At 72.4% G+C, this 20,318-nt stretch carries 14 protein-coding genes and 2 pseudogenes; 8 read left to right on the forward strand and 8 right to left on the reverse strand.

The features are described from left to right. Nucleotides 1-105: 105 nt before the first annotated feature. Nucleotides 106-1,002, reverse strand: a complete 897-nt coding sequence (locus ACFV9M_RS20290) for a helix-turn-helix domain-containing protein (RefSeq protein ID WP_385068270.1) — start codon at nucleotides 1,000-1,002, stop codon at nucleotides 106-108. 773 nt (nucleotides 1,003-1,775) lie between these two features. Between ACFV9M_RS20290 and ACFV9M_RS20295 the strand changes: the two genes are divergently transcribed. From ACFV9M_RS20295 to ACFV9M_RS20305, 3 genes are all read left to right on the forward strand, one after another. Next, nucleotides 1,776-2,660, forward strand: a complete 885-nt coding sequence (locus ACFV9M_RS20295; RefSeq protein ID WP_385068269.1) for an aldo/keto reductase — start codon at nucleotides 1,776-1,778, stop codon at nucleotides 2,658-2,660. A gap of 265 nt (nucleotides 2,661-2,925) precedes the next feature. Continuing rightward, complete coding sequence (locus ACFV9M_RS20300) at nucleotides 2,926-4,641, forward strand: M48 family metalloprotease (RefSeq protein ID WP_385068268.1); 1,716 nt, start codon at nucleotides 2,926-2,928, stop codon at nucleotides 4,639-4,641. Beyond that, nucleotides 4,638-5,732 carry a hypothetical protein gene (locus ACFV9M_RS20305; protein WP_385068267.1) on the forward strand — a complete coding sequence of 365 codons (1,095 nt, stop codon included), beginning with the start codon at nucleotides 4,638-4,640 and terminating at the stop codon, nucleotides 5,730-5,732. The genes ACFV9M_RS20300 and ACFV9M_RS20305 overlap by 4 nt, the downstream gene beginning before the upstream one ends. Nucleotides 5,733-5,878: 146 nt before the next feature. Here the strand turns inward: ACFV9M_RS20305 and ACFV9M_RS20310 are convergent, their stop codons facing one another. Beyond that, nucleotides 5,879-6,799, reverse strand: coding sequence for a DMT family transporter (locus ACFV9M_RS20310; RefSeq protein ID WP_385068266.1), 921 nt, complete (start codon nucleotides 6,797-6,799; stop codon nucleotides 5,879-5,881). Between the two features lie 123 nt (nucleotides 6,800-6,922). Here ACFV9M_RS20310 and ACFV9M_RS20315 point away from each other — a divergent pair. Next, nucleotides 6,923-7,093 (forward strand): annotated as a pseudogene (locus tag ACFV9M_RS20315) (ArsR/SmtB family transcription factor); the annotation flags it as partial. Between the two features lie 121 nt (nucleotides 7,094-7,214). Here the strand turns inward: ACFV9M_RS20315 and ACFV9M_RS20320 are convergent. Both ACFV9M_RS20320 and ACFV9M_RS20325 read right to left on the reverse strand, forming a co-directional pair. Beyond that, nucleotides 7,215-7,772, reverse strand: coding sequence for a DoxX family protein (locus ACFV9M_RS20320; protein ID WP_385068264.1), 558 nt, complete (start codon nucleotides 7,770-7,772; stop codon nucleotides 7,215-7,217). A gap of 178 nt (nucleotides 7,773-7,950) precedes the next feature. Continuing rightward, nucleotides 7,951-8,703 (reverse strand): helix-turn-helix transcriptional regulator, encoded by a 753-nt coding sequence (locus ACFV9M_RS20325; protein WP_385068263.1) that lies wholly within the window; start codon nucleotides 8,701-8,703, stop codon nucleotides 7,951-7,953. A 498-nt stretch (nucleotides 8,704-9,201) separates the two neighbouring features. On the opposite strand from ACFV9M_RS20325, the gene ACFV9M_RS20330 reads away from it, so the two are divergent. The 4 genes and pseudogenes from ACFV9M_RS20330 (at nucleotide 9,202) to ACFV9M_RS20345 (ending at nucleotide 13,438) form a co-directional block, all read left to right on the forward strand. Further along, complete coding sequence (locus ACFV9M_RS20330; protein WP_385068261.1) at nucleotides 9,202-10,650, forward strand: pectinesterase family protein; 1,449 nt, start codon at nucleotides 9,202-9,204, stop codon at nucleotides 10,648-10,650. A 38-nt stretch (nucleotides 10,651-10,688) separates the two neighbouring features. Continuing rightward, entirely contained in the window at nucleotides 10,689-12,158 is a 1,470-nt protein-coding gene (locus tag ACFV9M_RS20335) for an RICIN domain-containing protein (RefSeq protein WP_385068259.1), read from the forward strand. A gap of 349 nt (nucleotides 12,159-12,507) precedes the next feature. Further along, nucleotides 12,508-12,690 (forward strand): annotated as a pseudogene (locus ACFV9M_RS20340) (RICIN domain-containing protein); the annotation flags it as partial. 58 nt (nucleotides 12,691-12,748) lie between these two features. Beyond that, a complete protein-coding gene (locus ACFV9M_RS20345; protein ID WP_385068257.1) occupies nucleotides 12,749-13,438 on the forward strand; it encodes an SDR family oxidoreductase in 690 nt (229 codons plus the stop codon). On the opposite strand, the gene ACFV9M_RS20350 is transcribed toward ACFV9M_RS20345, so the two are convergent. The 4 genes from ACFV9M_RS20350 to lanKC form a co-directional block, all read right to left on the reverse strand. Next, entirely contained in the window at nucleotides 13,374-15,248 is a 1,875-nt protein-coding gene (locus ACFV9M_RS20350) for an ATP-binding cassette domain-containing protein (protein ID WP_385068256.1), read from the reverse strand. The two genes, ACFV9M_RS20345 and ACFV9M_RS20350, sit on opposite strands and share 65 nt — an antisense overlap. 140 nt (nucleotides 15,249-15,388) lie before the next feature. Next, the gene (locus ACFV9M_RS20355; RefSeq protein ID WP_385068254.1) at nucleotides 15,389-17,023 is read right to left on the reverse strand and encodes an ABC transporter ATP-binding protein; all 1,635 of its coding nucleotides are present in this window, start codon (nucleotides 17,021-17,023) and stop codon (nucleotides 15,389-15,391) included. Between the two features lie 289 nt (nucleotides 17,024-17,312). Next, nucleotides 17,313-17,438: a SapB/AmfS family lanthipeptide gene (locus tag ACFV9M_RS20360; protein WP_385068252.1), complete on the reverse strand. Its 126-nt coding sequence runs from the start codon at nucleotides 17,436-17,438 to the stop codon at nucleotides 17,313-17,315. Between the two features lie 104 nt (nucleotides 17,439-17,542). Continuing rightward, complete coding sequence (gene lanKC / locus ACFV9M_RS20365; RefSeq protein WP_385068250.1) at nucleotides 17,543-20,104, reverse strand: class III lanthionine synthetase LanKC; 2,562 nt, start codon at nucleotides 20,102-20,104, stop codon at nucleotides 17,543-17,545. Nucleotides 20,105-20,318 lie beyond the last annotated feature (214 nt).

Below are 20,318 nucleotides of genomic sequence, written 5' to 3' on the forward strand. Positions count from 1 at the left end.
CGAGCCGGCGTGACACCTCCATGATCGAGTGCCTGTCCGCGCACTCCAGCACGCTCCGCGATCGCTGAGCCGGAGCCTGGGCCGTCGACCGCCGACGCAGTGGTGTCAGTCGTTGCCCGAGGGGACGACTGTGCCGGTGCCCGCCCAGCCGGCGAGGAGGCCGAGGGCCTCCCGCTCCGGCGACTCCGGTTCGGGGGTGTAGAAGTTGAGGCGGAGACCGGGGTCGGCCGGCAGCTCCATGGCCTCGTAGGGCAGTGCGAGTTCACCGACCAAGGGGTGGCGCAGCCGCTTCACGCCGGAGCGGTGGAATGCCACGTCGTGGCGGACCCATCGGCGTGCGAACTCGTCGCTCTTGGCCGTGAGCTCCCCGATCAGATCGGTCAGTGCCTTGTCGTGGGGTGCTCTGCCTGTCTCGGTGCGCAGGAAGGCGACCGCGTCGTCGGCTCCCTTGTCCCAGTCGGCCCAGAAGTCGTGGGCGGCGGGGTCGAGGAACAGGAAGCGGGCGGTGTTGACCGGCCCGCGCTGTGCGAACAGCGGGGAGTCGAAGACCGGGGCGTACAGGGCCCGTCCCAGCGCGTTGGCGGCCATGACGTCGAACCGGCGGTTGCGTACAAAGGCCGGCACGTCGGTCATGGAGTCCAGGAGCCGCAGGATCGTGGGCCGGACCCGGCCGGCGGTCGGTCTGGGCTGCCGGCCGGGCGTGGTCGCGGCGCGGGCGAGGTCGTAGAGGTGGGTGCGTTCGGCCTCGTTGAGCTGCAGTGCGTGGGCCAGGCCCTCGAGCACCGAGTCCGAGGCGCCGCTGAGGTTGCCGCGCTCGAGACGGACGTAGTAATCGACGCTCATTCCGGCGAGCAGGGCGACCTCCTCGCGGCGCAGGCCCGCGACGCGGCGGTTTCCGCCGTAGACGGGGAGTCCGGCCCGCTCGGGGGTGATGCGCGCCCGCCGGGTACTCAGGAACTCGCGGACCTCGGCGGCCAGGTCCTTCTTGTCGGTGCCGGCCATGATCAGTCCCGGTGGACGTGCCCGACGGCACCGATGCGGGGTGCGGTGTGCTGGGCCCTTGCGACGCCGGACAGCCCGCCACCGGTGAGCGGGACCGGCGGTCCCTTCACGGGATGCCTCTGGCCTGCTGTGGGGTACGGCGCCACGGGTGGTTCCTCCTGATCGCCGTGAAACGGATACCGGCTCCTTCACCGTAGATCGGCCGGCGAGCGTCTGCGAGGTACTGCGATTACCTGGAAGAGCGGTGACTCCCACCTGCCCGCCAGGAGCGTGTTCCATGGAGGACGTCATGGACTCACCGTCCGACATCGACCTGAGGGAACACCGTGCGCGCAGCACTCATGTACGGAGCCGACGCCGTCCTCGCCGGGCACGTCCGTCCGTGGCCGGGCACTCTGAGAACCTCGCGGTAGCCGCCAGGGCCTACGTCGACGACGCGCCGTGCACTGCCGAGGTGACCGCCGGTCCGACGAGGTGACCACCGGTCCGACCGCGGGAAACGCTCCGACGCATCTGGTGGTGACCCGGTGAGCAGCACCGCACAGCGCGCGACGGCACCCGTCACGTGGCTGTTCGCCCACCGTGAGCGCAGCGGCGCCCATGTCACCCGGATGCTCCACATGGGCGCGATGACGGGGTTCTCACCGGGCACGCGGCCACCGACATCGCGGCCCGCTCGGGCGCGGCTCCGACCGGCTCCGCCGTCCTGCTCGCGCCGGCCGCCCTCGCTGTCTGGCCTTCATCCTCCCCTCACGCACCGAAAGGTCCCTGTGATGCAGACCCTCACCCTGAACAACGGCGTCGAGATGCCCGCCCTCGGGCTCGGCGTCTTCCAGACCCCGCCCGACGAGACCAGGGCGGCCGTCACCGCCGCGCTCGAACTCGGCTGCCGGCACATCGACACCGCCGCGGCCTACGGCAACGAGCGCGAGGTCGGCCAGGCCATCCGCGACTCCACGGTGCCCCGCGACGAGATCTTCATCGAAACGAAGATCTGGATCAGCGACTACGGCTACGACGAGACCCTGCACGGCTTCGACAAGAGTGCCGCCAAGCTCGGGGTCGACCATGTCGACCTGCTGATCCTGCACCAGGCGCTGCCGTCGGAATTCGACCGGACCCTCGCGGCCTACCGGGCCCTGGAGAAGCTCCTGGAAGAGAAGAAGGTCCGCGCCATCGGCGTCAGCAACTTCATGGTCGGCCACCTCACCGCGCTCCTCGACGCGACCTCCGTCGTGCCCGCCGTCAACCAGCTGGAGATCCACCCCTACTTCCAGCAGCGCGCCGTTCTCGACTTCGACGACCGGCACCACATTCTCAACCAGGCGTGGTCGCCCATCGGAGGCATCACCTTCTATCCCGGCTACGGCGAGAACCGCAGGAGTGTCCTGCGGGATCCGGCCGTGGCTGTCATCGCCGAGGCACACGGCAAGAGCCCGGCCCAGGTGCTGCTGCGCTGGGGGCTCCAGCAGGGCCGCTCGGTCATCCCCAAGTCGACCAGGCGCGAGCGGATCGCCGAGAACCTCGACGTCTTCGACTTCGAGCTCACCCAGGACGAGCTGACGTCGCTCGACCGCCTGGAGACCGGCCGTCGCGGCGGCCCGGAGCCCGAGGCAGTGACCCTCGCCGACTACGGCCGCGCCATCCCCGAGGCCTGAGCACCACCTCCGGAGGAACCACCGTGTCCATGGCGGGCCGGGCCCGGGCGCCGCGCTCACGCCGCCCCGGGCAGGCCGGCGCCGACCGGCTTGCCATGGACACGTTTTGCACGTCAACCCCCCGATGGGCCATAATCCGCTTCCCCCCACAACCTTGATCACGACGGTCCCCGAGTCCACCTCGCACCGGCCGTGATCAGCCGCGGCACCCATGTCGCCGCACCCGCTTTCGTCAACCGGACTTCCCATGGGGGGACCCTGCCCGATGGGCGCGACCTTGCGCGCGCTGCGCGCTCTCCTGCTGCTCGCCGGCTTCTGTCTGCTGAGCGTCCTGCTGCTGGCGATGCTCGCAGGCATCGACTACCTGCTGTATCTGCACGCCCCGTCGGGCGTCGCGGCGAAGCTGTACCTCGTGTCCGTGCTGCTGGCGATTCCGCTGGTCCGCGGCCTGTTCATGCTGCGTACGCCGAAGGCGGAGGAGGCCCCCGGCCTGCCCGTCACGGAGGCCGACGAGCCTGTGCTGTGGCGCACCGTACGGGAGTCGGCCGACCGGATCGGCACCCGCGCGCCGTCCCGCATCCTGCTGACGCCGGACGTCAACGCGTCCGTCGCCGAGGAGGCCCGCCTGCTCGGCCTGCTGCCCGGCCCGCGCCGCCTCCACCTCGGTGTGCCCCTGCTCCAGGGGCTGACAGAGGCTCAGCTCAGGTCGGTCCTCGCGCACGAACTGGGCCACTACTCCAACGCCGACACCCGTCTCGCCGCCCTCACCGTGCGCGGTCGCGCCCAGATCCTGCGCACCATCGGGCACTTCGAGGAGCGCGCCGGGAGGACCGCGGCACGCGAACAGGCCCGGCAGGAGAAGAAGAACGCCAAGGCCGCGGCCAAGGGCAGGAAGACGAGCGAGGTCGACACCCGGCACTCGGGCGTCACGTACCGCGCGATGGCCCGGATCTACACCGCGTACGCCAAGCTGTACTTCCGCGCCACGCTGGCCGACGCCCGCGGCCAGGAGTACGCCGCCGACGCCGCGGCCGCCCGGATCGCCGGCCGGGACGCCACCGCCTCGGCGCTGCGCGAGATTCCGGTGCTGGACGCCGCGTTCGGCTACTACATGCATCACTACGTCGCCCTGGGCGAGGACGCCGAGCTGCTGCCGCCGCGCGGTGAGGTGTTCGGCGGGTTCGGCCGGATGCTGAGCGCCCGCCAGCTGGAACTGGCCGGGCTGCGTACCGAGCTGCCGACCGAGCCCGCCTCGCCGTACGACTCCCACCCCCCGACGGCCGACCGCGTCCGCCGCATCGAGGCGCTGCCCGCCGACCACCGCACCGACGAGGGCAGGGGCGCCGCCCTCGGTCTGCTGTCCGACCCCGAACGGACCTGGGCCGCTCTGGAGGACGCGGTCCTGACGGAGGAGGTGCGGCGGTTCCGGCGCACGGCCGACTGGCCGGAGCTGCTCCATGGCTCGATGACCAGCCGGCTCGCGGGCCTCGACACCCCCCTGCACCGGGCCCTGGCCATGTACACCAAGACGCGCCCGACCCTGCCCTCGCTGCTCGACGTGATCGACGACGGCCGGTTGTGGCAGCTGGCGCGGCGGCTGCCGCTGTCCGACGAGGCGGTGGCCGCGAAGGGGCGCGCCTTCCGGGAGTTCGTGCGGCCGGCCCTGGCCGAGTCGCTGCACCGCATGGTGCTGGCCGAGTTCAGCGCACGCGCCCGGCTGCACTGGGAGTTCTCCTGGGAGCGGGGGGCGACCGCGCGGCTGCTGCCCGCGCCGGGAGGCCCGGCGTCGCCGTCCGGCGCGGCCCTGAGCGACCCGTCCGACCCCGCCGTGGGCGACCTGATCGGCCCTGCCGTGGGTGACCTGATCGGCCCCGCCGTGGGCGCCGCCGTCGCCGACCACCCGGACACCGGCCCGCTGCGCGCCTTGCTGCCCTCCACTCCGAACGACCCCGCGAACCGAGAAACGGACAGTTCCCGATGACCGTAGTGCTGTGGATCCTGGCGATCCTGGCCGTACCCACGCTGATCGTCTTCGGGTGGCTGGCCTGGGTGTTCCTCAGGGAGTTCTTCTCCCCGAGCCATGACGAGGACGCCGCCGCCGAGGCTGCCGGGAAGCTCGGCCTGCTGCCCGCCGACCGGCAGAACACCGAGCACGCCGGCCCGCTGCCCGCGGGCTGGGCAGCGGCGCTGAGCGGCGTGGGCGGCGGCGACTGGCACGCGGCGGCCGAGCTGCTGCGGGGCATCGGGCGCGACTGGGACCGGCGGTCGATGGCCGTCGGGTTGCTGGGCGGGCTGGCGGCGGAGGACGACGCCTGGCTGCTCGCCTGGGAGGCCGCCCACCCCGACGACCCGGACGCCGCCGTGGTCCGGGCCGGCAGCACGGTCACCCTCGCCTGGCGGATCCGCGGCGCCAAGCGCGCCGATCACACGACGCAGGAGCAGTTCGCCGGCTTCCACCGGATGCTGCACCGCTCCCGCGACGAGATGGCCCGGGCGGCGGCGCTCAACCCCGACGACCCCACGCCGTACGTCACGGAGACCTCGGTGGCGCTCGGCCTGGGCTACCCGCACTCCGAGATGGACAAGCTGTGGGCGGAGATCACCGCACGCGCCCCGCACCACTACGAGGGGCACTGGCGGGCGCTTCAGTACTGGTGCAAGAAGTGGCGCGGCTCCGAGCAGTTGGCCATGGAGTTCGCCGAGCAGGCCGCGGCTAAGGCACCGCTGGGCAGCCTGCTGACCGTGCTCCCGCTGATCGCCCACTTCGAGCACGACGACTCGGACGACGCCGAGGCAGACCGCACGCCCGAGATGGTGGCGCGGGTGGACGCGGGCCTGGCGGACGCCGCCGCGGCCGACCCGGCCCATGTCCGGCTGCCGGAGCTTCGCCACCTGCTGGCGTACTACCTCTCGCTCCAGGACCGGGACGAGATGGCGATCGAGCAGTTCCGGCTCGTGGACGGTCATGTGAACGCGCTGCCCTGGCGCTACCGGGGCAGCGGCGCCGACATGACGGCGTACTACTGCAAGATCCGCAACTCGTCGGCGCAGGTGGTCGCCGCCGCGGACTGACAACGGCAGGGCCCCTCCCGGAAGTCGCCCACCCGTCGCCCGAGCTGCATGTTCGGGGGACAGGTGGGCGACTTTTCCGCTCTCACGCCGACCACGTGCCGACCTTGCGTGGCCCTCGGCGTGGGGGCCGGCGGCAGGCGGCCGTGTCACACCGGGAGTGCCGGCTCCCGGGTCGGCCGCCGGGGTGAGGTCCTGCGCTTCGCCAGGCAGGTGGCGGCGATGGAGGCCCCCGCGACCGCGGCGATGCCCAGCCACTGGGACCGGTCGAGGCGCTGCCCCAGGAGGAGCAGGCCGAACAGGGCGCCGGCGGCCGGCTCCGGACTGGTCAGCACCCCGAAGACCCGTGGCGGGATCCGGCGCAGTGCTTCCAGGTTGAGCGAGTACGGAAGCACGCTGGACACCAGTGCCACGACCGCGGCCACCCACAGCACGTGCGGGTCGAACAGGGCGCTGCCGGCGTGCGCGATGCCGTACGGGGCGCTGAGCAGGGCTGCCCAGGAGATGGCCAGTGCCAGGCCCTGCCCGCCGCTGAGACGGGTGGCCATGCGGGCGGAGACCAGGATGTAGCCGGCCCAGCAGGCGGCCGCCGCGGCAGCCAGGGCGAGGCCGGTCGCGGGGAGCGGGGTGCCGCCGTGACCGCTCAACATGAACACGCCACCGGCGGCCAGGCAGGCGGGGAGCAGGTCGAGCACGCGGCGGGAGCCGGCCAGGGCGATGGTGAGGGGGCCGAGGAATTCGATGGTGGCCACTATCCCGAGCGGGATGTGGTCGACGGCTTCGAAGAACGCGATGTGGTGCCCCGCCAGCAGGGTCCCGGCAGCCGCCACGGTCTTCCAGGCTCCTGCCACCCCCTTCAGTGCCTGGCGCCTCGGGCGCCACAGCAGGCTCAGGAGCGCGCCGGCGATCAGCAGACGCAGGAACACCACACCTGCGGCGCCTGCCTGGGGGTAGGCGTGGGGGGCGAGGGCCGCGCCGAACTGGATTCCGCACACGCCGGCCAGTACGAGGCAGGGGGCGGGCGCCTTGCCCGTGAGGGCGGAGATTCTGTGTGCTGGGCTTTGCCGCATTTGCCGTGTCCGTGGTTCCGGTCCCGGGGCAGGGGGTGCCCCGGGCTTGAGGTTCTGTGCGGGTGACCGGTGCGACGAGCGTCCGCCGGCCCGTCGTGCCGGGCCGGCGCGGTCAGCCGGCGACCGGTCGGCCGCGCCGCGAAGAGCCACCACTTCTCCGTCCTCCGCGACGCCGGTCTCGTCGAACAGCGTGATCAGGGCCCCAAACGGCTCAATCGACTGAGGCGCGAGGAATTCGACGACCGCTTCCCCGGTCTCCTCGACCTGGCCCTCCGCGCAGACGGCGACCACTGAACCGCGGCCCGCTCACTCGGTCCTTCGCCGAGCCTGAACGGGATTCCTCGACGCTCCCGAGGCCGTGCGAGTACCCCCGCACCGCAGACACCGCCTCGGGAGGGCGGGTGGGCAGGTCGTTTCAGAGACTGAGTGTGATCACGGCGGCTACCGCGCCGAGGCCCAGGGCGATGGCGGCCTCTTTCCAGCCGCCGGTGCCCCAGGGGAATAGGCGGTCGACAGCCAGTCGGCCCGGACCGATGGCTGCGACGGCCAGGGCGACGACGGCGATACAGACGTTGTACTCCACGCCGCCGTCCGCCGCCCACAGGCCGTGGGCGCCGGTGACCGTCACCATCGCATTGATCATGACGCCGATCAGGGCAGCGGCCGCGAGCGGCGTCAGCAGCCCGAGGGCCAGACCGAGGCCGCCGAGCAGCTCGGACAGGCCCCCGATCACGGCGAAGAGCTTTCCGGGGCGATAGCCCAGGGCCGCGAAGCCCTCCCCGGTCTCCGTCAGGCCTTGGCCCCCGAAGAGCCCGAAGACCTTCTGGGCGCCGTGGGCGGCCATCAGCAGGCCGAAGGTCAGCCTGATGAGCAGCAGGCCGCAGTCGGCGGCGGTCACCGTGGGGGCGGTGGTGGAGTGCGCCGCCGGTCGTGTGGAACCGGCAGGGCCGTTCAGGATGCGCTTGGTGGACATGGCGATTGCTCCGGTCGGAACGCCAGAACGGGCGTTTACCCCAGCTCGGACAGATGCCGAGCACCGGTGGTGTGAAACCCACGCAGCGGTGCGGAGCGCCTTCGCAGGCGATGCTCGCGCCGCGGGCAGGGTCATGCGCCCGGGCGGTGGCCCGCGGGGGCGGGCAGCCCGCGTCGCGTCAGCGGTCCTGGGGCATCTGGTCATCACGATCGGTGTCGGTCGGGCCCAGCCGCACACAGCAGTCCCCGGGCTCGGGTGCCAGGACGGCTCGGACTCCACCGACCTGAAGGCCGCCCAGGTAGCCGCTCAGAAAAGCCTGGTTCATCGCGCACACCAGGTCGGGGGCCTTCGCGGCCAGCGGATGGAACGGACAGTTGCGCAGTCGGAGCACCGTGGGCGCCTCCCGGACGGGCTCGTAGCCGTAACGGTCCAGCAGCCGCTCGCACCAGGTCAGCCCGCGCTCGGGGCCCAGCCGCCCCGGCCGGGTCTCCTGCCGCGCGGCCTCGCCCAGCCGCCGGCCCCGCTCTCCGGCGGACCGCACCGCCGCCTGCGCGGCGGATTCACCGGCGCTTTCGGTCAGGACGGCATCCAGCAGGAGGTCCGCCAGCAGTTCGTGACGCCGGTCGGGGATGGTGACCGTGATCTGCACACCGGCGGCTTCGTACACCTTCGGCCGCCTGCCGGCCTTGCGGATCCCGCCGGGCACCTCGTAGCGCGCCAGCAAGAGCCCGGCATCGACGAGTTTGTCGAGGTGGAAGGCCGCGAGTTTGCGTGAGATGCCGACGCTGGCGGCGGCTTCGTCGCGTGTGACGGGGCGGCGGGCGCGCCGGATGAAGGCGAACATGCGCCGCCGTGAGTCGTCGCTCAGGACGCTGACGGAGTCGATGGCGGTGCCGGCGGGGGCGGCCGACACGGTCGGATCGTGGGCCACGAGACCACCGTAACTCCTACCCGCATGGGCGCAACCCCTCTCCTCGACGTCATGAGCCGAGCACCTTGACGTCTTCCGGCGACAAGGCCAACACCTGTTGGCGGAAGCCCTCCCCTGCCCTGGTGCAGGTTTGTAAGAAGCATTGACGAATCCGAGGGGCCCCCATAACGTCATCGCCGTCACAAGGCCCACGCCCTGCCCCGCACGCGCGAACGACCTACGATCCGCCGCTCGAGAGACCTCGAACAGGACGCCGTACGGGCAGCGGAACGTGCACCCCCCGACCTCAGGCGGTACACCCTGGACCGCCCTGCTGGCCGGACATCCGAACCGCGATCGATATTTCGACAACAAGAGCCCTGAACGTCTCATCGGCCCGCCCCGTCAAGGCACCCTCGAAGCGGCTTGTCATGCACCGAACAGGATGGAGCCGCAGGGGGATGGCGTCCCGGCCGGCGGCCGAAGGGGAAGGCATGAACGTTGCAAGGAGGCAACCACATGCTCGAAGCGCTACATGACCGAACGAGAGCGGCGCTGTACCGCTTGGCACGCCTGGTCACCGCTCCGGCGGTGGCGGCGGCGGTGCTGACCGTCGGGGCCTCGGCGGGACCCGCGGCAGCGGCCACCCCGGCGGCCGGGGGGACGTACACGCTGGCGGTGACCAAGAGCGGCAAGTGCCTGGACGTAGTCGACGGGAGCACCGCCAACAAGGCACTCCTCCAGCAGTGGAACTGCCACGCCGACCAGACCAACCAGCAGTGGACCGTCATCGACCGCGGCTCCTCCACCTTCGAGCTCAAGTCCGTCGGCAGCGGCAAGTGCCTCGACGTCCCCGACCACAGCACCACCAGCGGCATCCAGCTCCAGCAGTACACCTGCGTCGGCAGCGCCAACCAGCTCTGGCGCTTCACCGCCTCCGGCACCGGCACCTACCAGGTCGTCAACGTCGGCAGCGGCCTGTGCATGAGCGACCTCAACGCCGCCACCACCAACGGCAACCCCGTCATCCAGGAGACCTGCACCCACAACACCAACAAACAGTGGGCGTTCACGCCGATCACCGGCAAGCCGACCGTCGCCGCCGACGGATCGGGCACTTACAGCACCGTCCAGGCGGCGATCGACGCCGTGCCCACGGGCAACACCCAGCCCGTGGAGATCACCATCGCTCCCGGCACCTACCGCGAGATCGTGCGCGTACCCAGCAACAAGCCCTACATCACCCTGCGGGGGCTGGGGTCGACCTCGGCGGCGACCGTCATCGTCAACAACCACAGTGCCGGTGAGTACGGCACCTCGGGCAGCGCCACCGCGTTCGTCGACGGACACGACTTCACGGCCGCCAACCTGACCATCTCGAACGACTTCGACGAGAGTTCGACCACGTCGGGCCACCAGGCCGTGGCGCTCAATCTGAACGCCGACCGCTCCGTACTCGACAACGTCCGGCTCCTGGGCGACCAGGACACGTTCCTGGTGAACAACTCGGCCCGGACCTACGCGGTGAACTCCTACGTGGAGGGCACGGTCGACTTCATCTTCGGCGGCGGAACCATCGTGTTCGACGACTGCGACATCTACGAGAAGCGGACGACCGGCGGCCCGATCACCGCGGCCAGCACCGACGCCGCCAAGCAGTACGGCTTCCTCTTCTACCGGTCGAACATCACCGGTGCCACCGGTAACACCACCCAGCTCGGGCGCCCGTGGTACCCGGACGCACAGGTGCTCTACCGCGAGTCGACGCTCAGCTCCACGATCGCGACCGCCCAGCCCTGGGTGAACATGTCGTCCAACTCCTGGCAGAACGCCCGGTTCAGTGAGTACCGGAACACCGGCGCCGGCGCGACCGTGAACAGCAACCGGCCCCAGCTCAGTGACTCGGCCGCCGCCGACTACACCCCGCAGAAGTACCTCGCGGGCACCGACGGCTGGAACCCGCTGTGACCCACCACCACACGACTTCACCCGAGAGGAGCACGCCGGTGCGACCGAGCCGCGCGCGCATACGCACAAAAGGACTGCTGCGCCGGCTTCTGCCCGCGCCGGTCGCACTGGCGCTGACCGTGCCGGCCCTGCTCGTCGGGGCCTCGGCGGGACCCGCGGCAGCGGCCACCCCGGCGGCCGGGGGGACGTACACGCTGGCGGTGACCAAGAGCGGCAAGTGCCTGGACGTCGTCGACGGGAGCACCGCCAACAAGGCACTCCTCCAGCAGTGGAACTGCCACGCCGACCAGACCAACCAGCAGTGGACCGTCATCGACCGCGGCTCCTCCACCTTCGAGCTCAAGTCCGTCGGCAGCGGCAAGTGCCTCGACGTCCCCGACCACAGCACCACCAGCGGCATCCAGCTCCAGCAGTACACCTGCGTCGGCAGCGCCAACCAGCTCTGGCGCTTCACCGCCTCCGGCACCGGCACCTACCAGGTCGTCAACGTCGGCAGCGGCCTGTGCGTGAGCGACCTCAACGCCGCCACCACCAACGGCAACCCCGTCATCCAGGAGACCTGCACCCACAACACCAACAAACAGTGGGCGTTCACGCCGGTCAGTGACCGCACCTGGCCGTCCACGGCAGACGGCTTCGCCGCCACCGCAGGCGGTACCACCGGCGGCGCCGCGGGCACCACGGTCACCGTCTCCACGTACGCGGACCTGGTGACGTACGCGTCCGCCACCGCTCCGTACGTCATCAAGGTGGCCGGGACCATCACCGTGCCCACCTACGGCTACGAGATCCCGGTGAAGTCCGACAAGACGATCGTGGGCGTCGGCACCACGGGCGAGATCGTCAACGGCGGCCTGAACCTGGGCACCGGAGTCCACAACGTGATCATCCGCAATCTGACCATCCGCGACACCCGGATGACCGACGACGACCCGGACGACAAGGTCTACGACTACGACGGCATCCAGATGGACACCGCCGACCACATCTGGATCGACCACAACCGGATCGAGCGGATGAACGACGGCCTCATCGACAGCCGCAAGGACACCAGCTACCTGACCGTGTCCTGGAACGAACTGGGCGAGGTCAACAAGGCCTTCGGCATCGGCTGGACCGACAACGTCACCGCCCGCATGACGATCCACCACAACTGGATCCACGACACCAACCAGCGCAACCCCAGCATCGACAACGTCGCGCTGGCGCACCTGTACAACAACTACCTGCAGAACATCACCTCGTACGGCAACCTCTCGCGCGGCGCCGCCAAGACCGTCATCGAGAACAGCTACTACGAGAACGTCAACAACCCCTACTCCTACGACACGACGGCCGCCTCACTGACCCAGACGGGCAGCGTGCTCGTCAACTGCACGGGCGATCAGAAGACCAACGGCACCACCTTCACGCCGAGCAGTTACTACTCCTACACGCTCGACCCGGCAGCGGACGTGCCCGCGCTGCTGCGGCAGTACAGCGGGCCTCAGCCGAACATCGGCACCTGAGCGACCACCGTGCGGTGCCGGCACACCCGGAAGCCCGGCACCGCACGGTCGCGTACGCCACTTGCCCACCCAAGCCCCCACCCGGCCCCCCACGGCGACCGCACGACCGAGGGCCGTGCCACCCCGCTCACACTCCTGGAGAAGGGTCACCCCCGTGCGTCGCACAGCAGCAGCGGCCCGCACCGGCCGCACACCGGCCGTCGGCCGGACACCGGCCACCGCCCTGTGCTGCCTGGGCCTGCTCGGCACCACGGTCACAACGGTCCCGGCCCTCGACGCCGCGGCCGCCCACGGCAGCACGACCGCCCCCTACCTCGACACCCGCTACTCCTTCGAGGAGCGCGCCGCGAACAAGGTGCTCGGCGTGCAGGACATGTCCACGGCGGACAACGCGACCGTCCTCCAGTGGTCCGACAACGGCACCGCCGGCCACAGATGGACCCTGCTCGACCAGGGAGACGGAACCTTCGAGATCCGCAACGCGCACAGCGGCAAGCTGCTCGGCATCGAGGACCACTCCAGGTCCCGGGGAATGGCCCCTCGCCCGCTCCCCAGGGCATGGGATGCTGATTTGGGGTATGTATCAGGCTATGGGAGTTCACCTCATCACAGGTGCCGGTTCGGGCATCGGCGCGGCGGTGGCGGCGCTGTTCGCGGCGCGGGGACAGGAGTTGTGGCTGCTGGCACGGGACGAGGCGCGGGCGGAGGAACTGCGCGCCCGGTTCCCGCGGAGCCGGACCCTGGTGGCCGACCTGTCCGCACCGGGTTCGCTGCGGGCCCGGCTGGAGGCGCAGGTGCTGCCCGAGCGGCTGGACTCGCTGCTGCATGTGGCCGGGGTGGTGGAGTCGGGCCGGGTGGAGGAGTTGAGCGCGGAGGTCTGGCAGGACACCCTCGCGGTGAACCTGATCGCCCCGGCGGAACTGACGGGACTGCTGCTGCCCGCGCTGCGCGAGGGCCGGGGACACGTCGTCTTCGTGAACTCGGGCGCGGGAGTGCACGCGCCGCCGCGCCTGAGCGCCTACGCGGCGTCCAAGTTCGGTCTGAAGGCGCTGGCCGAGTCCCTGAGGGCGGAGGAGTACGCGCACGGGATCCGGGTCACCACCGTGTATCCGGGGGAGACGGACACGCCCATGCAGGTCAGGCTGCACCGGCAGTTCGGTCTCCCCTACGCGCCGGAGGCCCATATGAGTCCGGCGTCCGTGGCGGCCGCCGTGGTCACGGCGCTGGATCTGCCGCGAGACGCGACGATGAGCGATCTGATGCTGCGCCCGGGCTGCTGAACCCGTCCCCGGTGCGGTCGGCCCCGGCCGCACCGGTTCCCCAGTGGCCCACCAGATCGGCGTAGAGCGGGACTTCGGCCAGGAGTGTGTCGTGGGTGCCGGCGCGCGCGCCGGCCCCGTCCAGGAGGAGGACCCGGTCCGCGCGGCGGGCCAGGGACATGCGGTGGGCGATGGTGACGACGGTGCCGGGCCGGCGCCGGAACGCCTCCTCGACCTGCCGCTCGGCCGCCGCGTCGAGGTGCCGGGTGGCCTCGTCGAGGACGACCAGCCGGGCGTCGGAGAGATAGGCGCGCGCCAGGGCGACGAGGGCGCGTTCCCCGGAGGAGAGCGCGGCCGGGTCGACCGGGCCGTCGGCTCCTCCGAGCCGCTCCACCAGGGTGTCCATCCCGAGTTCCGCCACGGCGTCGGCGAGGACGTGGTCGGGGGTGTCGGGCGCGTGGTAGCAGAGGTTCTCCCGCAGGGTGCCGTCGAACACGTAGGGGTTCTGCGGCACCAGGACCCGGGCGCGGGTCAGGTCGTGCCGGGCGACGTGGTCGAGGGGCGCGCCGCCGAGGACGGCCTGTCCGCGGTCGGGCGGCAGCATGCCGGCGAGCACTTCGGCCAGGGTGGACTTCCCGATGCCGGAGGGGCCGACGACCACCAGGTGGTCGCCGTCGGCGAGGGAGAGATCGATCCCGTCGAGGACCGGTTCGGCCTCCGGGCCGTAGGCGAAGACGATCCCCGACAGCGCGGCCGACCCGTCCGCGGGCCGCAGGGCGGGGCGGGGGGCGGGGGGCGGTTCCGGGCGACGGGCGGCCTCGGCGAGCCGCTCGGCCGCCACGGCCAGCCGCAGCCAGGAGGCGCCGAGTCCCTGGACCAGCAGGCGGATCGCGGGTTCCAGGGTGGCCAGGACGTAGGCGAGCACCCCCACGATCTCGCCGGGGGTCATGCCGCGGGCGTGCAGACCCGGCGCGGCGAGGACGACGAGCAGGAGGGGGCTGTGCGCGCCGAGCGCCACGATCAGCCGCCGCACCGCGGACACGGAGGCGAGGGCCCGTGAGGTGCGCAGCTGGTCCCGGACGGCGTCGAGGGCCTCGCGTTGCGCGTGCTCGTGGGCCCCGCAGGCGACGATGTCGCGCAGGGCGGTGACGGTCGCGACCGTACGGCCCGCCAGCGCCTCCTCGGCGTCGAAGGCCTCGCGCTGTCTGCGGACGGTCGCGGGGGCGAGGACGGCGAAGAGGCCGAGCGCCACCAGGAGAGGGGCGGCGACGAGGGGGGCGGCGGCGGGGGCGAGGACGGCGGTGCCCGCGACGACGGCGGCCACCGTCAGGACGAACTGCCACAGCAGCATCAGCTGCCCGGCGAGCGCGTCCCGGACGGCCTCCACCTGCCGGGTGAGCCGGGCGACGGCGACGGCCGCGCAGTCGTCCCGGGCGGTGCCCGGCGCGACCGCGCGGTGCAGGGTGCCCGTGACGACGTCGCGCAGCAGCCGGTCCCGCAGCGGTTCGACGATCTCGGCGAGCCAGGGGTAGGTCTGCCGGCCCGCCCAGGCGCCGCCGAGGGTGCTCAGGGCGAACAGGCCCAGTCCGAGCGCCGCCGTGCGGGGCCGGTCGAGCAGGAAGCCCTGGTCGACGGCGAGGGCGAGGGCCTTGCCGGAGACGAGGGCGGGCGTGGCGGAGAGCAGGGTCCACCAGGTCAGCCGGAGTGCGGCGGCACGGTTGTGGGCGAGGGCGTCGCGGCTCAGGCGCAGGGCGGTGCCGTGGGCCGCGGTGAGGGACCGGGCGGCCGGGCGCGGGTCCGGGCGGGGTGGGCCGGTGGTGCGGTCCGCCATGGGCGTGCGTCCTTTCGTCGTCGGTGCTGCGCGTCGGTCCTGCGCGTCGTCGGTGCGCTTCGGTCCTGCGCGTAGTCGGTGCGCGTCGGTCCTCCGCGTCGTCGGTGCGCGTCAGTCCTCGGCGTCCTCGGTGCCGTTCGTCAGTCCTCCGCGTCCTCCGCGTCCTCCGCGTCCTCGGTGCCGCGGAACATGCTGCGGTAGGCGGGTACGTCCCACAGTGCGTGGTGGGGGGCGAGGGCTCTGACGCGTCCTTCGTGCAGCCAGGCCACGAGGTCCGCGCGGGCGGCCGTGGCCGTCCGCCGTGTCACGACCAGGCGTGTGCGGTCTTTGTGGGAGTCGTCCAGGGCGCGCAGGACCGCGGCCTCGGTGGCGGAGTCCAGGCTGGAGGTGGCATCGTCGAGGACGAGGAGCCGGCTGTCGCGGGCCAGGGCGCGCGCGAGTCCCAGGCGTTGCCGCTGGCCTCCCGAGAGGGGCGCGTCGTCGAGGGGGGTGTGGTAGCCGGCCGGCAGGCGGCGTACGAAGGCGTCGGCCTGCGCGGCGCGCGCTGCCGCACGGACCCGGTCCTCGGGGAGCGGATCGGCGGCGGCGCGCAGGGCGTCGAGGACCGTGGGGCCGGTGAGGTGCGGGTCGCAGAAGGCGTAGGAGACGGCGGCGCGCAGGTCGGTGGGGCTGATCTCGTCCAGGGGCACGCCGTCGAGCAGCACGGTGCCCCGGTCGGGGTTCAGGAGTCCGCCCGCCACCGCCGCCAGGAGGGACGTGCCCGCGCCGGAGCGTCCCACGAGGGCGACGCAGCCGCGTGCGGGCAGGACGAGATCCAGTTCGTCGAGGACGGTGCCGCCGGGGGTGCGCACGGTGATCCCGCGCAGTTCGACGCGTCCGGGTCCCGGTGGCAGGCCGCGCAGGCCCGGCGGCTGCCGGGGCACGGCGAGCACCTCCTGGACGCGCCCCCGTCCGGCCCGGGCGCGGGCGAGGTCCAGGAGGCTCTGGGCGGTGCCGAAGCCGCCGAGGCCCAGCGTGGCGTAGCCGAGCGCGGCGACGAGGTCGCCGGGCCCGAGCGCGCCGGTGGAGAGTTCGTAGCCGGCGACGGCGATCACGGTGATCTGCGTCGCGGGCGCGAGCAGGCCGGTGGACCAGGCGACGCGGCGCTGACTGTCCCACAGGGCGCGTCCGTGCCGGGAGAGTTCCGGGACCGGCCGCAGGACCCGCTCGATCTCGCGCTCCACCGTTCCGGCGGCCGCGATGGTGCGGTGGCCGGCCAGCGCGTCCAGCAGCCGGGCGGCGACGGCGGCCTGCGCGCTCTGGTAGCCCTCGCCCCGGCTCACGGTGTGCCGCAGCTGGCGGCGCAGCAGCAGCCAGCCCGCGGGTGCCGTGACCAGGAAGGCGGCGGCCAGTTCCGGGGCGAGCAGCCCCAGCGCGAGCACCGAGCCGGCGGCCATGGCGAGTTGGGCGACGGCGTAGACGGCGGCCTGGACGCCCAGTCCGGCCTCGGCGGCGCTGGCGGTGAGGCGGGCCACCAGGTCGCCGGTCGCCGTCCGCCGGGCGGGATAGGGGCCGGCGGCCATGATGTGCCGCACCAGAGCGGCGCGCAGCCGTGCCGTCGCCTCGGCGGTGGCGCGCGGGCCCGCGTACTGCGCGAGTGTCTCGCCGGCCGTGAGCAGCCCGACGGTGGCGGCGAGCGGTACGAGGCCCTGGCCGGCGCCACCGGACAGGGCGTGGTCGACGGCCGCGGCGAGGACGGAGGGCAGAGCCAGGGCGGCGACCGAACTCGTCGCCACGGACAGGGCGAGGAGGGCGGGCCACCCCCACGGCGGGGCGCCGTCCCGTGGGCCGCTCCGCGGCGGTCGGCCCCCGCGTGCGGCCGTGCGGGAGGCCGTACGATCGGAAGTCCCGCTCCGCTGCGGCTGCTGTCGGTGGTCCTGTCCCATACGGGGGCTCCTGCGGGCGATGGACGGGCGGTCGGCGGGGCGGCACGAGAACGCCGGCCCGGGCTGTCCCTCAGCCCGGGCCGGCTCTGTTCACCAGGTCATCCGAACGCGGGGCGGACGGACGGCCCGGGCGGTGCGACTACAGGCACAGCAGCGTGCTGACGGTGCTGTTGGTGCAGTTGACCACGGAGAGGGAGCTGAGCACCGACAGGTACTCGAGGGTCTCCTCGGGGGTTTCCAGGGACTGCAGGCTGAGGATGGACATGGTGCTCTCCTGTCACTGTGCTGGGTGCTTTCCGGCGATCGCCGGAAACTCTGGGCCGCGACGGTGTGCGTCGCGGGGAGGGGTGCCGCTTCGTACCGCGGTGGTCAGGGCGTCCGCGGGACGGCGAGGGGCGCGGGAGCCGCGACCCGCCGGCCGGTCCAGAAGGGCAGCGCCGGGGTGTCGGCGAGAGCCGACCCGAGGGCGAGCAGGATGCCCGCGGATCCGGTGGCGAGGTCCATCGACAGGCGCAGGAGCTGCTCGCCGGGGAAGGCCGCGTGCCCCTGATGGGGGACGAGGTGCCAGACGAGGCGCCGGATGTGCCGTCGGATCACCGCTTGGTGGGCCGTGGTGCCGTCCTGGAGCAGATGGAGCAGCAGGATCAGTCCCGCCCGCCCGTTGAACAGGCCGGGCTGGACGATGAACTCGGGCTCCGCGGCGCCGCGCATCTGTTGCAGGCCGCGTTGTCGCTCCGGGTCGGGGCGGTGGCGCAGCGCGGTGTGCAGGACGGCGGCGATGCCCGCGCTGCCCGACTCCAGGTACGGCAGCACCCGGCTGCCGTCGTCGACCTGGAGGGTTCCGTCGTCGCCCAGGACGCAGCGGGCGAGGTCGAGGCCGAGGGCCTGGTCGGCCAGGTCGAGCAGGCCCGTGTCGCCGGTGCTGTCGTACAGGCTGAGGAAGAGCAGGGCCGCCCCGGAGGGGCCGTGCAGGAGGCCGGGACGCCGACCGGGTGCCGGGCCGCCGGAGTCGGTCTTCAGGGGTGCGGCGAGACGTTCGGCGATCCCGACGGCGGAGGCGTGCAGGGAGGCGTCGGAGGTGGTGCCGGCGAAGTGCAGCAGCGTCAGTCCGATGCCGGGCAGTCCTCCGGCGAGATCGCTGCCCTGGCCGTCGAGCGGGTCCTCCAGGAGCCGGTCGAGGAGGTTGTGCGCCTGCCGGGCGTGGCCGAGCCGGTCCAGGGCGAAGGCCACGCCGTGGGCACCGGTGTAGAGGCCGGGTCGGCAGGGTTCGCGTGCGACGGCCTCCAGGAGCCATTCGACGTGGTCGGGGTCGACGGGGGCGCCCACGGTGTGCAGGGCCCACAGCACGCCCGCCGCGCCGTAGGCGAGGCCGAGTCCGTCATGGGTGAACTGGCTGGGGTCCCCGGGGAAGAGGCGGTCGGCGCGCTCCGGGGTGGCGCTGGCGGTGATCGCCGCGGCCATGGAGTCGCGCAGCGCCGGCCAGTCCTCGCGGTCGCCGCTGAACAGCGCCGCCGGGCCGTCGGGTTCGCGGGATGCGGGGGGCGGTGCGGAGGTCCGGCCGTGGTCCGGCCGGGCGGGCAGTCCGAATCGTCTGGAGGCGGCCCGGGTCAGCTGGTCCCGTTTCCCCGGGTCCAGCGACGTCAGCTGGAGCAGCGGCATGAAGATCCACAGCCGGAGGGCGTCGAGCGCGTACTCGTCGATCGCGTAGCCCTCGAGGTCGGCGGGGGGCGCGAAGCCGGCGGCGCCGAGCCCGGGTCTGACGAAGGCGTCGGCCGGTGAGGCGAGTTCGAAGTCCACGAAGCAGACCCGTCCGTCCGGGCGGACGATCAGGTTGCGCGGGTGGAGGTCGCCGAAGACGACTCCGCGGGCGTGGATGGCGTGCAGCCCTTCCTCGATTCTCGCGAGGACGGCCAGCGCCTCCTCCCGGTAGCGCTCGATCGTCGCGGGGTCGGGGTCGGGGTGGACCAGAGGGTAGCGCCGCCCGAACCATCTGTTCAGGGGCTCACCGGGCACGTACTCCTGCACCAGGAAGTGGTGTTCCCAGGCGGTGAGGTAGCCGAGGGCGGCCGGTACGGCGGGTACGCCCTCCAGGCGCCGCAGGATGTCGTGCTCTCTGCCGAGCCGCGACACGGCGTCGTCCCCGCGCTGGTCGAGGCCGGCGTCCGGGCGGGCCTCCTTGAGGACCACCTGGTCGCCGCCGGCGGCGGGCCGCGCGACGTAGATGCCCCCGCCGTTGGAGAAGTGCAGGGCGCGTTCCACCGTGTACGGGAAGTCGGCCGTGCTCGTCGTGGCCCGGTCGGCGAGGGCCTGCGCCAGGACGGCCGGTACGGGAGCCCAGTCGGGCACCTCGAACACGGCGCGCCGCACGTCCGGGCGGAGCCGACCCGACGGTTCGCGCAGGGCCAGGACGAGTTCACCGGTCTCCGACCGGCAGAACTGCTCGGTGAAGCCGCCGTAGCGCAGGTACAACGGCCCGTTGCGCCAGCGCAGGTCGCTGAGGATGTACGGCCCCCGCAGGCCGGCGAGCGCTTCGTCGAGGTCGGTGAGACATCGCTCCAGCTCGGATTCGTCGACCGGGTACAGGGTCATGAACTTGCCGCTGGACCCACGGGAGGCGTACTTGGCGTTCTGCGTCCGCACCAGGGCCGGGCTGCGCAGGAACTTGTAGGCCACGCGCTGCCGGACGCAGTACGCGCCGACGACGGACAGGATGTGCTCCGCGTTGTCCGGGCAGGCGGAGACGTGGATCTTCCAGCCCTGGTCGGGCAGTTCGACGTCGGTGGGCCGGCGGCCCACCCACACCTCCCTCGCGGAGCCCGACCAGCCGGGGGGCAGGGGCTCGCCGACTGCCGCGAACTCCTGAAGGGTCGCCCATCGGACCGGCGAGTCGTAGAACATCTTGTCGGCGTACGAATACGCTTCGTAGCGCATGTCCATAACGCTCCCCCATCACAGCGACAAGGTTTTCCCGGACGGATGCAGTGGGCGCGGTTTTCCCGTTCCACTTCCTTGCGGAGTGATAGGTTGACCACCTTTTGCCCTGCGGTGTGAAGGTAAGGTACCTCCGGCTCCGGTTGGCAGAGCGCATCAAGCGCGCACATCGGGGCGCGCGAAGCCCGGACGCCTTTTCGCTCTGCCTTTTCCT

Source organism: Streptomyces sp. NPDC059895 (genome assembly GCF_042731035.1).
Lineage (GTDB): Bacteria > Actinomycetota > Actinomycetes > Streptomycetales > Streptomycetaceae > Streptomyces.